The organism is Reyranella sp., from assembly GCF_004296935.1.
Classification (GTDB): domain Bacteria; phylum Pseudomonadota; class Alphaproteobacteria; order Reyranellales; family Reyranellaceae; genus Reyranella.
Genome location: NZ_SCVH01000109.1, coordinates 1 through 14,305, shown reverse-complemented (window position 1 = coordinate 14,305; position 14,305 = coordinate 1). Strand labels below are relative to the sequence as shown.

Sequence of the window (14,305 nt, the reverse complement as noted above, 5' to 3'; positions counted from 1 at the left end):
CGCCTGCGAGCGGGCCTTGATCTGGCCCCACAGGCCGACGACGCCCTTGGGCAACAGCAGCGTCACCACGATGAACAGGGCGCCGAGCGCGAACAGCCAGACTTCAGGCAAGGCGCCGGTCAGCCAGGTCTTGCCGAAGTTGACGATGAAGGCGCCGATCACCGGCCCGATCAGCGTGCCGCGACCGCCGACGGCGACCCAGAGCACGGCCTCGATCGAATTGGCGGGTGAAAACTCGCTGGGGTTGATGATGCCGACCTGCGGCACGTAGAGCGCGCCGGCAATGCCCGCCATGGCGGCCGAGAGCACGAAGACGAAGAGCTTATAACCCTCGACCCGGTAGCCGAGGAAGCGCATGCGGCTCTCGGCGTCGCGCACGGCAGTCAGCGCCTTGCCGAAGCGCGAGCCCACGACCGCCGCCGAGATGATGAGCCCGAGCGCCAGCGCAACGGCCGAGGCGAAATAGAGTACGGCGCGCGTGCCGTCGGCCTGGACGGAGAAGCCCAGGATTTCCTTGAAGTCGGTCATGCCGTTGTTGCCGCCGAGGCCCATGTCGTTGCGGAAGAACGCCAGCATGAGCGCGAAAGTCATCGCCTGGGTGATGATCGAGAGATAGACGCCGGTGACGCGGCTGCGGAAGGCGAACCAGCCCAGGGCCAGGGCGAGCAGGCTCGGGATCACCACGACCATGATCATGGCGAACCAGAAATGGTTGAAGCCGTACCAGAACCAGGGCAGTTCCTTGTAATTCAGGAACACCATGAAGTCAGGCAGGAGCGGGTTGCCGTAGACGCCGCGGCTGCCGATCTGGCGCATCAGGTACATGCCCATGCAGTACCCGCCGAGCGCAAAGAAGGCGCCGTGGCCGAGCGAGAGGATGCCGCAGAAGCCCCACACCAGGTCGACCGCCAGCGCCAGCAGCGCATAGCAGAGATACTTGCCCATCAGCTGCATCAGCCAGGCCGGCACGTGGAACATGCTGCCCGGCGGTGTGAGCTGGTTGAGCAACGGCAGGGCGACGCCGATCGCCAGCACCAGCAGGACAAAAATCCGCAGGCTCCGGTCCATGCCCTGCCACAGGAAGCGCGTGATCATTCGACGGCTTTCATTCGACAGAGCGGCCCTTCAGCGCAAACAGGCCGCGCGGGCGGCGCTGGATGAACAGGATGATGAACACCAACACCAGGATTTTGCCCAGGACCGCGCCGGCGTAGGGCTCGAGGAACTTGTTGACCACGCCCAGCGTGAGCGCGCCGATCAGCGTGCCGAACAGATTGCCGACGCCGCCGAACACCACGACCATGAACGAATCGATGATGTAGCCTTGGCCGAGGTTGGGGCTGACGTTGTCGATCTGGCTGAGCGCCACGCCGGCCAGCCCGGCGATGCCGGAGCCCAGGCCGAAGGTGAGGGCATCGACGCGCGGCGTGCGGATGCCCATGGCCGACGCCATCGGCCGGTTCTGGGTGACGGCGCGCATGTAGAGGCCGAGCGGCGTCTTGCGCAGCAGCGCGATCAGGGCAACGAACACCAGGAGCGAAAAGATGACGATCCAGAGCCGGCCGTAAGTGACGTTGATCTGCCCGACCTGGAAGGCGCCCGACATCCACGACGGCGCACCAACCTCGCGGTTGGACGATCCGAAGATCGAGCGCACGGCCTGCTGCAGCACCAGCGACAGCCCCCAGGTGGCAAGCAGCGTGTCGAGCGGGCGGCCGTAGAGGAAGCGGATGATGCCGCGCTCGATCAGGATGCCGATGCCGCCGGCGACGACGAAGGCGAGCGGCAGCGCAATCAGCAGCGAGGCGTCGAACAGGTGCGGCGCCGAGGTGCGGATGACCTCCTGCACGACGAAGGTCGTGTACGCGCCCAGCATCACCATCTCGCCGTGCGCCATGTTGATCACGCCCATGGTGCCGAAGGTGATGGCGAGGCCGATCGCCGCCAGCAGCAGGACCGAACCCAGCGAAATGCCGTACCAGACGTTCTGCGCCGCCTCCCAGGCGGCGAGCGTCTGGCGGACGGCGTTGGCACCGGCGGCAGCGGCGGCCTTGACCTCAGGGTCGGTCGCCGACGAGGCCGTGGCCTGGAGAATGCCCAGCGAATCGCGGTCGGCGCGCTCGCGCACCAGGGCGACGGCTTCGAGTTTCTGAGCCGGCGGGGCATCCGACGCCAGCACGCTGGCGGCCCGCGCTTCGCTCATGGAGCGCTTGATGCGAGGGTCCTTCTCGGCGGCCAGCGCGAGATCGAGGGCAGCAAGCGACGAGGCATCACGGCGCTTGAAGAGGGCTTCCGCCGCGCCGCGACGCACGCGGGCATCGGGACTCATCAGGGTGAGCGAGCCGACGGCGGCCTCGATGACGCCGCGCAACCGATTGTTGACCCGGACGCGATCGAGCTCGGCCTCCGAGCCGCTGCCGGCGGTCTTGCCGGAGATGGCTTCGGTCAGGGCGAGCTGGTTGCCGTCGGTCTTGCCGATGAGCACGAGATTGTCGGACTTGCGGACATAGAGCTGGCCGGCGGCCAGGGCCTCGAGGATCGGTGCAGCGCGCTGCTCGCCCGAGGCGGCCAGCGCACCGATCGCGGTCTCGCGGTCGCCGAAGCTGCCGGTAGTGAGGGCGCCCACGAGAGCCGGCAGATCGGCGGCGAAAGCCGAGACGGCAATCAGCCCCGAGGCCAGCATCGAGGCCAGCGCCGGCAGCAGCCTCGCAAGCGGACGCAGGAAAAGCATGACTGAGAATTAACCCGGAGATGAGAACGGGGCGACTCGAAAGTCGCCCCGCCCTGTGAGTTGGTTGTTTCTAGGCCTCGGGCCCTACTTGCCCTTGCCGCCGCACTTGCCGGTGACGACGTTGAAGTTGCCGCAGCTCATCGGCTTGCGCCAATCGGAGATCAGGTCCTTGGAGTCCGGGAGGTAGTCGGACCATTCGTCGCCGAGGACCAGAGCGGTCGACGATACGACGTCGAACTGACCGTTGCCCTGGATCTCGCCGATCAGGACCGGCTTGGTGATGTGATGGTTCGGCATCATCGCCGACAGGCCACCGGTCAGGTTCGGTACCGCGATGCCGATCATGGCGTCGATGACGGCGTCGGGATCGGTCGTGCCGGCCTTCTTCACCGCCTCGATCCACATGTTGAAGCCGATCACGTGGGCTTCCATGGGATCGTTCGTCACCCGCTTCGGGTTCTTGGTGAAGGTCTGCCAGGTCTTGATGAAGGCCTCGTTGGTCGGGTTCTTCACCGACTGGAAGTAGTTCCACGCGGCGAGATGGCCGATCAGCGGCTTGGTGTCGATGCCGGCGAGCTCTTCCTCACCGACCGAGAAGGCCACGACCGGGATGTCCTTGGCCTTGATGCCCTGGTTGCCGAGCTCCTTGTAGAACGGAACGTTGGCGTCGCCGTTGATGGTCGACACGACGGCGGTCTTCTTGCCGGCCGAGCCGAACTTCTTGATGTCGGCGACGATCGACTGCCAATCGGAATGACCGAACGGCGTGTAGTTGATCAGGATGTCTTCCTGCTTGACGCCCTTCAGCTTGAGATAGGCCTCGAGGATCTTGTTGGTCGTGCGCGGATAGACGTAGTCCGTGCCGGCCAGGACCCAGCGCTGCACCTTCTCGTTGGCCATCAGGTAGTCCACGGCCGGGATCGCCTGCTGGTTCGGAGCGGCGCCGGTGTAGAACACGTTGCGCGAACTCTCTTCGCCTTCGTACTGCACCGGGTAGAAGAGGATACCGTTCAGCTCCTCGAACACCGGCAGGACCGACTTGCGGCTGACCGAGGTCCAGCAGCCGAACACCGCGGCGACCTTGTCCTTCTGCAGCAGCTCGCGCGCCTTCTCGGCGAACAGCGGCCAGTTCGACGCCGGATCGACGACGACGGCCTCGAGCTTGCGGCCCAGAACGCCGCCCTTCTTGTTCTGCTCTTCGATCAGCATCAGCATGACGTCCTTTAGGGTCGTCTCGCTGATCGCCATCGTGCCCGACAGTGAATGCAGAATACCGACCTTGATCGGTGCCCCCTGGGCGAACGCGCTGCCCGCAGCGCCGGCCAAGAGGCCGGCGGCGACCAGACCCGTCCGCATCATCGATCCGAATTTCATCCCGCTCTCCTTGTTATCGCGACGGATTCCCCCGCCCGCGAACATGGATAGCGAATGCCGTGCCAAACTATCCGGCCGGCCCGGGAAAACTCCTAGTTCGCGATCAGGACGAGGGCACCACCGGCCACGACAACGCCGCCCAGGGCCCGCAATCCCAGGTCGCCGACGGCGCGGAGTGCCGCCCAGCCAAGCCCCAGCCCGACCGCTTGCAGCAGGGTAGTCGCGGCCAGGAACCCCAAAATGTAGGTCCCCGCGCCACTGGCAGGCGCCTCGAGGGCGTGGGCATACCCGTGGAAGACAGCGAACAGACCGGCGACTGCCATGGCCGCCGCCGACGGCAGGCGCACTGCAGCCATGATGAGACCGCCGAAGACGAAAACTGAACCCAGGATAACTGCCTCCACGATAGGCAGTTTTATGCCTGCAAATCCGGCAGCTGCTCCGGCGGCCATCATGGCGACGAAGGCGGCTGGCACGAGCAGCGCCGCTGCCGGCTTCCGCACCGCCAGAAAAGCCGCCCACATGCCGACGCCGACCATGGCCAGCAGGTGATCGATCCCGGTGAAAGGATGGAGGAAGCCGGAAGCCTCGTGGCCGGGATGGGCCGACGCGGGGCCGGCAAGGGCAAGCAGCAGGGCCGTCAGGCAGATCGTCCGGATCATCGACTTCTCCTCTTTCATCCATTCTTCCACATCAACGCGCCGGCAGGCCACCCTGGCGCACGACGAAGGCGGCGACGTCGGCGACGCCCTTGTTTTCTTTCAGGTTCGAGAAAATGAAGGGCCTGGTGCCGCGCATCTTGCGCGCGTCGCGGTCCATCACGTCGAGATTGGCCCCGACCAGCGGCGCCAGGTCGATCTTGTTGATCACCAGCAGGTCCGACCGGGTGATGCCCGGCCCGCCCTTGCGCGGGATCTTCTCGCCCGCCGCCACGTCGATGACGTAGATGGTGAGGTCCGCCAGCTCGGGCGAGAAGGTGGCGGCGAGGTTGTCACCGCCAGACTCGACGAAGACGATCTCGAGATTCGGCCACTTGCGCACGATGTCCGAGACCGCGGCGAGGTTGATCGAGGCATCCTCGCGGATCGCCGTGTGCGGACAACCGCCAGTCTCCACGCCGACGATGCGATCCGGTTCGAGAGCGCCGGCGCGCGTCAGGAACTCGGCGTCTTCCTTGGTGTAGATGTCGTTGGTGACGACGGCGATGTCGTAGGCGTCGCGCATCGTCTTGCACAGACGTTCGACCAGGGCCGTCTTGCCCGATCCGACCGGACCGCCGACGCCCACCCTGAGGGGACCACGCGCACTCATCGTTCCATTTCTCCGGCCAGCAGCGCGAGGTAGCTCACGCCGAGCAACAGGCTGTAGGGCGAATAGTACCGCTTGTCGCGCCTGGCAAACGGCTCGTCGTTGAAATGGGCCCGCCAGCGCGGGCTGTAGCCGGCCCAGCAGCGGGCCACGAAGGCGCCGGCGATGGCAAAGGTGCCGGTGAGCACGAGCGGCTCCGATGCACGCCCCAGCACATACCATGGCCACAACGCCACCAGCGCCAGGAGGGCTGCGACGGCGAAGCACTGCCAGGGCGGCGGCATGCGCCGGCGTCCATCGCCCACGACGCCGCGCGCCAGCGCCTCCTCGTTAGCCTCAGGCCAGTGACTGCCTAGGCCCCAGAGGGCGTGGACGACGGCAATGGCGCCGACACCGATGAACAGCAGGAAGGCCAGCACGGCATTCATGAACGGAACAGCCGCGTGTACTGCGTTTCATGGCGCAGCGAGCACCAGTCGAGCAGCGGCGTTGCCGTGCCGATGTCATCAAGAGATACCGCAGCCATCGCCGCTTCCGCGGTCCGTCGCACCGCTGGCTCCAGCGCGGCCAGCGCGCGCTGGCCATCGGTCTGGCCGAGCGGCACGGTCCGCACCGCCGCCGAGATCAGGTTGGCGGCAAAGGCGTGCAGGTATCCCCCGAGCGCCGATTCAAGGGCGATGCCGTGTGCCGCGGCGGCCAGGGCCACCGCCACCGGCAGCGCGAGCTCGCCGCCTGTCCGCTCGTGACCGGCATCGAGCGCAGGATGCGGCCACGCTGTCCGCGTGATCGACAGGAACGAGCCGCCCTGCTGGCGCGATTCGAGCGCCATCTCGGAGGTCCCTCGCCATGCCGCCGCGCGTTCGGCGATGGCATCGAATGCCGCCCAGTCGGCACCCTCGACCACCCGCCATGCCGCCGCAAACAGCGCCCCGTCGACCAGGCCGGTGCCGCGCTCCAGCACGCTCTCCAGCCATGCGACCAGCGTAGCGCGGTCCTTGATGAATCCCTCCTCCACCGCCGTCTCGACGCCGTGGCTGTAGCTGAAGGCGCCGACCGGATAGGCCGGCGACAGCCAGGCGAGCAGCCGGTAGAGCGGATCGACCCTCGCCTCAGCCATGACGCTCGTCGTGGACGTGACCATGCGGATGGGCGAGGTCGTGATTGTGCTGGCCGTAGGCGCCGCCTTCGGGATCGAACGGTGCCCGCACGGCGCGGACCTCGGCGCCGAGGCCCTTCAGCATGTCGACGATCACATGATCGTCGCGGATCAGGATGCGATCGGCGTCGATCTGGGCGGGCAGATGACGGTTGCCGAGATGCCACGCGATCCGCGCGAACGCTGCCGCATCACGGCCGCGTATCTCGACCAGGTTCTCCTCGGCGGCCTTCACTTCGACGAAGCCGCCCTCCTCCAGCCGAAGCCCGTCGCCGCCGCGCAGCACCACGGGCTCGGCGAGATCGAGCAGGAAGTCGAGGCCGCCATCGCCCAGCATGCGCAGGCGGCGGCGGTAGCGATCGTCGAACAGCAGGGTGACGGTATCGGTGCGATCCTGCGTCGGCCATTGGCCGGCGCGCACCACATCTGTTGCGCGTTTCATGGCTAAAACAGGAAATACCGTTGCGCCATCGGCAATACCGTTGCGGGCTCGCAGGTCAGCAGCTCGCCATCGGCCCTCACCTCATAGGTCTCGGGATCGACCTCGATCTTCGGACAAAGCGCATTGTGCACCATGTCCTTCTTGCCGATCTTGCGGGTGCCCTTCACCGGCAGCAGCGGCCGCGAGAGGCCCCATTTCTTGGCGACGTCCTTGGCGATCGCAGCCTGCGAGACGAACAGCGCCGGGCTCACCACCAGGCTGCGGCCGAAGGCGCCGAACATCGGCCGGTAATGCACCGGCTGCGGCGTCGGGATCGAGGCATTGGGATCGCCCATCGGCGCCGCCACGATCGAACCGCCTATCAGCACCATGTCGGGCTTGGCGCCGAAGAAGGCGGGCGACCACATGACGAGATCGGCGCGCTTGCCGACCTCGACAGAGCCCACGTGTTTCGCAATGCCGTGGGTGATGGCGGGATTGATGGTGTACTTGGCGACATAGCGCTTCACGCGGACATTGTCGTTGTCGCCCTTCTCCTCTTTCAACCGGCCGCGCTGCTTCTTCATCTTGTCGGCGGTCTGCCAGGTGCGGATCACGACTTCGCCGACCCGGCCCATCGCCTGGCTGTCGGACGACATCATCGAGAAGGCGCCGAGATCGTGCAGGATGTCTTCGGCGGCGATGGTCTCGCGGCGGATCCGGCTTTCGGCGAAGGCCACATCCTCCGGGATGCGCGCGTCGAGATGATGGCAGACCATCAGCATGTCGAGATGCTCGTCCACGGTGTTCACCGTGTAGGGCATGGTGGGATTGGTCGAGCTCGGCAGCACGTTCTTCTCGCCGCAGAGGCGGATGATGTCGGGCGCATGGCCACCGCCCGCACCCTCGGTATGGAAGGTGGCGATGGCGCGCCCTTTGAAGGCCGCCCGCGTCGTCTCAACGAAACCCGACTCGTTCAGCGTGTCGGTGTGGATCGCCACCTGCACGTCGAAGCGATCGGCCACGGTGAGGCAATTGTCGATCGCCGCCGGCGTCGTGCCCCAGTCCTCGTGCAGCTTCAGCCCGCAGGCGCCGCCCTCGATCTGCTCTTTCAGGCCAGCCGGCTTGCTGGTGTTGCCCTTGCCGAAGAAGCCGAGATTCATCGGCAGGCCTTCGGCCGCCTGCAGCATGCGGCCCATGTGCCAGGGGCCGGGCGTCACGGTGGTGGCGAGCGTGCCGTGGGCCGGGCCGGTGCCGCCGCCCATCATGGTGGTGACGCCGCTGTAGAGCGCATCGTCGATCTGCTGCGGGGCGATGAAGTGGATGTGGCAGTCGATGCCGCCCGCGGTGATGATCTTGCCCTCGGCCGCGATCGCCTCGGTGCCGGGACCGATAATGATGTCGACGCCGGGCTGGACATCGGGATTGCCGGCCTTGCCGATGCCGACGATGAGACCGCCCTTGAGGCCGATGTCGGCCTTCACGATGCCCCAGTGATCGACGATCAGGGCGTTGGTGATGACGGTGTCGACCGCACCCTGGGCGCGCGTGCGCTGGCTCTGCCCCATGCCGTCACGGATCACCTTGCCGCCGCCGAACTTCACCTCCTCGCCGTAGGTCGTGTGGTCTTTCTCGACCTCGATGAAGAGGTCGGTGTCGGCCAGTCGCACTCGATCGCCAATGGTCGGGCCAAACATGCCGGCATAGGCCGCGCGCGAGATACGTGTCGGGCCTTCGTTGGAGGGACCGACCTTGGCGATCGGGCCGAGCTTGCCCGAGACCTTGGCCTGGAAGCCGTGGCTCTCGCGCCCGCCGAGATAGGGCGTCAGCCGCACCGTGCGCGACTGGCCGGGCTCGAAGCGCACGGCGGTGCCGGCGGCGATGTCGAGCCGCATGCCCTTGGTGCGCTTGCGGTCGAACTTCAGCGCGTCGTTGGTCTCGAAGAAATGATAGTGGCTGCCGACCTGGATCGGGCGATCGCCGGTGTTGGCGACCTCGACGGTGATCGGATTGCGGCCCCTGTTCAGCTCCAGCTCGCCCGGAGCGGTGAAGATCTCACCCGGCTTCATGGCCCCTGCTCCTCAGCGGATCGGATCGTGGACGGTGACGAGCTTGGTGCCGTCGGGAAAGGTCGCCTCGACCTGGATGTCGTGGATCATCTCGGCGACGCCCTCCATCACCTGTTCGCGGCGGATCACGCTGGCGCCTTCGTGCATCAGGTCGGCGACCGAGCGGCCGTCGCGCGCGCCTTCGACGACGAAGTCGGTGATCAAGGCGACGGCCTCGGGATGGTTGAGCTTCACGCCGCGCTCGAGACGCCGGCGCGCCACGTTGGCGGCCATGGCAACCAGAAGCTTGTCCTTTTCCCGAGGCGTCAGATTCATTGGCCGAGTTCCCCTGCTCTCAGCGCCGACTATAGCCCGCCGGAAGCTGCATCAAACATGCCAAACGCGCGGCATCTTCTGGCCGCGCAGACCGCTCAGGAAGCGGATGCCGGCTTCGCGCACCTGTGTCGCCTCGCCCAGCAGCCGCGCCACCATCACGCCGTTCACGACCGTGACCCCCGCCCGGACCTTGCCTTCGATTTCAAGGAGCGGCCGGGCCTTCTCGAAAAAGGGCTGCGGTTCGTCCCATACGCCGATCACGGTGGCCAGCGCATTGGCCGAGCCGAAGCCCGCGCCTTCGGGCGTCTCACCCTCGACGCGCAAGGTGTCGGTCCAGGCGAGCCGGCCGCCGCGACGAACCGACCAGGAGTCGAGCAGATGCCCCGAGGCAAAGCGCTCGCCCGACGCACCGCGTCCGAGCACCACCATCTCGCAACCGAGCAACGAGGCCCCAGGCGCCACCTCGGCGACGGTGCGCCGGACAAGACGCGCACCCAGGAAGACGATCGTCTCCTGCGGCAGCCAGTCGAGGACGGCGCCCGCGTCCACGCTGATCGCCACGTCGATCCGGCAGGGATCGCTGCCGGGCGCGGCACGGTAGATCTTTTCCGCCGCCTGAGTGGCCACCACCGCGTGGGCGCCGGGGCCGGCCGCGACTTCCATGCGCAGGCAGTCGCCGCCGGCCACGCCGCCCGAGGTCGTCACCAGCACGGCCTGGGGCGGTTCGCCCGGCTCGGGATCGGGGAACAGGACCCGGCAGGGATCGCGTTGATAGAGGTCGGCCAGCCGCGTCTCGCCGTCGCGCACGGCAAAGGCCACCCGGCTTTCGCCGGAGGCACGTTGCAAACGGGGCGGGCTGGTTGTCATCGACCCCAGCTTGATAGATTAAGGACTGAAATGAGCAAGGCCTTCACCAAGGAAAGCGACGGCGACGACGAGGACGACCTTCCCGAGGATATGGGCGGGCTGCCAGCGACCGCCAAGAACTACATGACCCCCGACGGCTTTGCCCGGATGCGGGATGAGCTGAACACGCTCATGCGCAAGGAACGGCCGGAGGTGGTGAAGGTGGTGACCTGGGCGGCCGGCAACGGCGACCGCTCGGAGAACGGCGACTACATCTACGGCAAGAAGCGCCTGCGCGAGATCGACCGCCGCGTCCGCTATCTCAGCAAGCGGCTGGCCAATGCCGAAGTGGTCGACCCGGCCAAGCGGGCCCAAAGTGGAGCTGCGACCGACCAGGTGTTCTTCGGCGCCACCGTCACGACGGCCAATGCCCAGGACAAGGAGCGCACGGTCAAGATCGTCGGCGTCGACGAGGTCGACCTCGAGAAGGGCCATGTGAGCTGGATCTCCCCCATCGCCAAGGCGCTGATGCGCGCCCACGAAGGTGACGTTGTGAGCCTGCGCACGCCCGCCGGCCTCGAGGAGCTGGAGATCGTGAAAGTACGCTACGTCTGACGCCGGGCTCAGCAGTCGAAGAAGACGGTCTCCTGCGTGCCGCCAAGATGGATCGGCAGGCGCCACACGCCCTTGGCATCGCGCCTGGCCAGCAGCGTGCCGCGGCGCGCCGGCTCGATCAGCTTCAGCACCGGATCCTCGGCCAGCGCCGGATCGCCGTCGAAGTAGAGCCGGGTGGCCAGCCGGTTGAGGACGCCGCGCGCGAAGATAGAGATGTTGATGTGTGCCGCCTGCAGGCCGCCCCCCTGCCCTCCATCTTGCGGCCACGGCACCGGGCCGGGCCGGACGGTGGCGAACCGCGCCGTCCCGCTTGCGTCCGTCGAGGCGCGGCCGAAGCCTTCGAAGCCCGCGTCGAGCGGCAGGTTGCGACGATCCTCCGGATGATTGTAGCGGCCGTGGCTGTTGGCCTGCCAAAGTTCGAGCAGCCCGTCGGGGACAATGGCACCGTCGGCGTCGTGCAGCGAGAGCGCGAGCTCGATGCGCTCGCCGGCAACCCCCGCCGGCGCGAGGTCGGCGCGACAGGTATTGACCACGGTGCCCCAATAGAACGGGCCGATCGTCTGCGAGGGCGTCAGGCCATCAGCCATGCTTGTCTTCCAGCTTCAGGATCCGAGAGGGGTGGCGTTGCGGCCGCGCAGCACGATGTCGAACTTGTAAGCCAGTGCCCAGTCCGGCTGCGTACCTTCCATGTCGAAGGCCGCTTGCAGGCGGTGGCGCGCGCCCTCGGGCACCGAGTTGTAGATCGGGTCGAAGGCGAGCAGCGGATCGGCGGGGAAGTACATCTGGGTGATCAACCGAGTGACGAAAGCCGGCCCGAACAGCGAGAAGTGGATGTGCGCCGGCCGCCAGGCGTTCTTGTGATTGCCCCACGGATAGGCGCCGGGCTTCACGGTGACGAACCTGTAAGTGCCGTCGGCATCGGCCCGCGTCCGTCCGCCGCCGTAGAAGTTGGGATCGAGCGGCGCGTCGTGCTGGTCGCCCGGATGGTGATAGCGGCCGGCCGCATTGCACTGCCAGATCTCGACCAAGGCGTTGGGCACGGCCTTGCCGTCCTCGTCGAGCACGCGGCCGTGCACGATGATCCGCTCGCCCAGCGGCGGCCCCATGCGCTGGCGCGTGAGGTCGTTTTCCTGTGCGCCCAACCGCTCATCGGCCAGCAGCGGCCCGGTAATCTCCGACAGCGTCTGCGGCAGCACGACCGCCGGCTTCCGCGGCGAGCGGCCGACCGTCGACTTGTAGGCGTCGGCGCGATGGGGCGGATGCTGGCCTGAAGCGGGCCGGCGGTAGAGATCCTGGGTCATGCCGCATTCTACCCTAGGCGGCCCGCACCTCCAGACCCTTGGGTGTGGCACGGTAGCCGGTCAGGGTGCGTTCCGCGGAACCCAGGCGCCAGTTCAGCATGCGGGCGGCATACTCGCCCATGCGCGCCGCATAGGCGGGGTCGCCGGCGCGATTCACAAACTGGCCGGGATCGTCGCGAAGATCGAAGAACAGCGGCGGCAGGGCCGCGAAGTGCACGTATTTGTAGTTCTCGTCCTGCACGACCGCGAGCGAGCACTTGTCCATGGGCACGCCCAGGCTGGATTCGGGCTTGCTGTAGTAGAGGTCGCGGAAGTCGAACTCGTAGTGGACCTCGGTGCGCCAGTCTGCCGGCGGCTCGCCCTGGCAGAACGGCAGCAGCGAGCTGCCGTCGCACTGGCGCGGCACCGGCAGGCCGAGCCATTCGAGGATGGTCGGCATGGTGTCGATGGTTTCGGTGAAGCGCGCCTCGACCGTGCCGCGCGTGCCGTTCGCTTCCTGGCGCGGATCGCGGATGACCATGGGAATGCGGTAGGACTCGTCGAAATAGCCGATCTTGCCCAGCAGGTGATGATCGCCGAGCTGCTCGCCGTGATCGCAGGTGAAAATGATCAGCGTGTCGTCCCACTGGTTGGTCTGCTTGAGATAGTCGAAAACCCGGCCGAGTTGGTCGTCGATCTCGCTCATCAAGCCGCAGTAGGTGGCGCGCAACTGCGCGACTTCCGGCTCGCTCATCGCCGAGCCCAGCTTCTTGCCGTCCTGGAAGAAGCTCGCCTGGCTGATATGGTTCACATAGTAGCCGAGCAGCGCGTTCTGCCGCGCCTCCTCCGCGGGCGAACCGGCGCGCACGACCTTGGGCATGTCCTCGGGCCGATACATCGCATGATAAGGCGCCGGCGCGATGAAGGGCGGATGCGGCCGGTAATAGCCGAGATGCAGGAACCACGGCCGTCCCTCGCGGCCGCGCAGGTAGGAAAGGCCGCGTTCGGTGAACCATGTGGTGTCGGACAATTCACTCGGGATCACCGCCGGCCGCCCGGTGGCACCTGAACCGCCGCCGCCCTGCGGCAGCCAGATGTCCTCACGGGTGGACGGAAGCTTGAAGCCCTGGCTCGCCACCCAGCCGAAGTAGGCGTCGCGGTTCTCGAAGGCGCCGACGGAATGGAAGCCCTCCATGATGTCGCCCAGCACGAAGAAGCGCGGATCGTTGGGCGCCGTGGTGCGCGGATCGGGTGTGGTGGTGGTGTAGCCGACCAACGCCGGATCGTAGCCGCCGCGCCGCAGCTCGTGGGCGAGGTTGGTGAAGCGATCGGCGAGCGGAATGGTGTTCTGCACCGCCCGGTGGTTCATCATGTAGAGGCCGGTGAGCAGGCTCGCCCGCGCCGGCCCGCAAGGAACAGCCTGGGTGAAGTGATTGCGGAAGGTGACGCCTTCGGCTGAGAGCCGGTCGATGTTCGGCAACTTCAGATAATCCGCGCCGAGCTTGGGCAGCATCAGGCCGCGCCACTGGTCGACGACGATCAACAGGACATTCTTGGCGGCCGACATGCTGGTTTCACCGTGGTTGGAGAGGCGCCGATTTGCGCTAGAGTGCGCTCAAATCACCGGAGGAGACAACACGTGGCACGTTTCAAGATCGTGACGACCGCTGGCCCGGGTACTGGCGTGCCAGGCGCGGACCATTCCCTGGAGATGGAAGCGCTGGCCGCCATCGGCGCCGAGATCGTCGAGGTCAAGGGCGGCGAGGACGAACTTGCCGCCGCTGCCGTCGATGCCGACGCGATCTACGGCAAGGGCCGGCCGCGCATCACCGCCAAGGTGATCGGCGCGGCCAAGAAGCTGAAGGTCGTGTCGCTGGCCAGCGTCGGCGTCGATTCGGTCGACGTCGATGCTGCCACCGCACTCGGCATTCCCGTGACCAACTGCCCCGACACCTTCATCGAGGAAGTGGCCGACCATGCCATGACCCTGATCCTGTCGAGCTGGCGGCGTCTCGTCGTGCAGGACCAGATGGTGCGCAAGGGCGACTGGGGCAAGGCGCGGCCGATGCTCTACCAGTTTCCCCGCCTGATGGGCATGACCCTGGGATTCATCTCGTTCGGCCATGTCGCCCGCGCCGTCGCCAAGCGCGCGGCGCCCTTCGGCTTCCAGATGCTGGCCTACGATCCCTA

At 66.9% G+C, this 14,305-nt stretch carries 16 protein-coding genes; 2 read left to right on the top strand and 14 right to left on the bottom strand.

Translation table 11 applies throughout. From position 1 onward, the window contains the following. From urtC to EPO55_RS15965, 11 genes are all read right to left on the bottom strand, one after another. A partial coding sequence (gene urtC / locus EPO55_RS16015) for an urea ABC transporter permease subunit UrtC (protein ID WP_296337980.1) occupies window positions 1-1,095 on the bottom strand: 1,095 nt, incomplete at its 3' end. Window positions 1,096-1,105: 10 nt separating this feature from the next. Further along, window positions 1,106-2,731 (bottom strand): urea ABC transporter permease subunit UrtB, encoded by a 1,626-nt coding sequence (urtB, locus tag EPO55_RS16010; RefSeq protein ID WP_296337979.1) that lies wholly within the window; start codon window positions 2,729-2,731, stop codon window positions 1,106-1,108. Window positions 2,732-2,815: 84 nt separating this feature from the next. Next, window positions 2,816-4,105 carry an urea ABC transporter substrate-binding protein gene (gene urtA, locus EPO55_RS16005; RefSeq protein ID WP_296337977.1) on the bottom strand — a complete coding sequence of 430 codons (1,290 nt, stop codon included), beginning with the start codon at window positions 4,103-4,105 and terminating at the stop codon, window positions 2,816-2,818. Between the two features lie 92 nt (window positions 4,106-4,197). Further along, entirely contained in the window at window positions 4,198-4,785 is a 588-nt protein-coding gene (locus tag EPO55_RS16000) for a HupE/UreJ family protein (protein WP_296337976.1), read from the bottom strand. A gap of 13 nt (window positions 4,786-4,798) precedes the next feature. Further along, window positions 4,799-5,416 carry an urease accessory protein UreG gene (gene ureG / locus EPO55_RS15995; RefSeq protein WP_296337974.1) on the bottom strand — a complete coding sequence of 206 codons (618 nt, stop codon included), beginning with the start codon at window positions 5,414-5,416 and terminating at the stop codon, window positions 4,799-4,801. Next, window positions 5,413-5,841, bottom strand: a complete 429-nt coding sequence (locus EPO55_RS15990; RefSeq protein WP_296337973.1) for a DUF3995 domain-containing protein — start codon at window positions 5,839-5,841, stop codon at window positions 5,413-5,415. The genes ureG and EPO55_RS15990 overlap by 4 nt, the downstream gene beginning before the upstream one ends. Continuing rightward, window positions 5,838-6,530, bottom strand: coding sequence for an urease accessory protein UreF (locus EPO55_RS15985; RefSeq protein ID WP_296337971.1), 693 nt, complete (start codon window positions 6,528-6,530; stop codon window positions 5,838-5,840). The genes EPO55_RS15990 and EPO55_RS15985 overlap by 4 nt, the downstream gene beginning before the upstream one ends. Beyond that, complete coding sequence (locus EPO55_RS15980; RefSeq protein ID WP_296337970.1) at window positions 6,523-7,011, bottom strand: urease accessory protein UreE; 489 nt, start codon at window positions 7,009-7,011, stop codon at window positions 6,523-6,525. The genes EPO55_RS15985 and EPO55_RS15980 overlap by 8 nt, the downstream gene beginning before the upstream one ends. A gap of 2 nt (window positions 7,012-7,013) precedes the next feature. Next, window positions 7,014-9,059, bottom strand: a complete 2,046-nt coding sequence (gene ureC, locus EPO55_RS15975; RefSeq protein ID WP_296337968.1) for an urease subunit alpha — start codon at window positions 9,057-9,059, stop codon at window positions 7,014-7,016. Between the two features lie 12 nt (window positions 9,060-9,071). Further along, entirely contained in the window at window positions 9,072-9,374 is a 303-nt protein-coding gene (locus EPO55_RS15970; RefSeq protein WP_296337967.1) for an urease subunit gamma, read from the bottom strand. 51 nt (window positions 9,375-9,425) lie between these two features. After that, window positions 9,426-10,193 carry an urease accessory protein UreD gene (locus EPO55_RS15965; RefSeq protein ID WP_296337966.1) on the bottom strand — a complete coding sequence of 256 codons (768 nt, stop codon included), beginning with the start codon at window positions 10,191-10,193 and terminating at the stop codon, window positions 9,426-9,428. Window positions 10,194-10,271: 78 nt separating this feature from the next. Here EPO55_RS15965 and greB point away from each other — a divergent pair, with 78 nt between their 5' ends. Next, window positions 10,272-10,835 (top strand): transcription elongation factor GreB, encoded by a 564-nt coding sequence (gene greB, locus EPO55_RS15960; RefSeq protein WP_363719219.1) that lies wholly within the window; start codon window positions 10,272-10,274, stop codon window positions 10,833-10,835. Between the two features lie 8 nt (window positions 10,836-10,843). On the opposite strand, the gene pcaG is transcribed toward greB, so the two are convergent. From pcaG to EPO55_RS15945, 3 genes are read right to left on the bottom strand one after another with little or no spacing between them, the layout of a single operon-like run. Beyond that, on the bottom strand, window positions 10,844-11,422 hold the full coding sequence (pcaG, locus tag EPO55_RS15955; protein WP_296337965.1) for a protocatechuate 3,4-dioxygenase subunit alpha: 579 nt from the start codon (window positions 11,420-11,422) through the stop codon (window positions 10,844-10,846). A 15-nt stretch (window positions 11,423-11,437) separates the two neighbouring features. After that, window positions 11,438-12,136 carry a protocatechuate 3,4-dioxygenase subunit beta gene (gene pcaH, locus EPO55_RS15950; RefSeq protein WP_296337963.1) on the bottom strand — a complete coding sequence of 233 codons (699 nt, stop codon included), beginning with the start codon at window positions 12,134-12,136 and terminating at the stop codon, window positions 11,438-11,440. 13 nt (window positions 12,137-12,149) lie between these two features. Beyond that, on the bottom strand, window positions 12,150-13,682 hold the full coding sequence (locus EPO55_RS15945; protein WP_296337962.1) for an alkaline phosphatase family protein: 1,533 nt from the start codon (window positions 13,680-13,682) through the stop codon (window positions 12,150-12,152). A 72-nt stretch (window positions 13,683-13,754) separates the two neighbouring features. Here EPO55_RS15945 and EPO55_RS15940 point away from each other — a divergent pair. Further along, a partial coding sequence (locus EPO55_RS15940) for an NAD(P)-dependent oxidoreductase (RefSeq protein ID WP_296337961.1) occupies window positions 13,755-14,305 on the top strand: 551 nt, incomplete at its 3' end.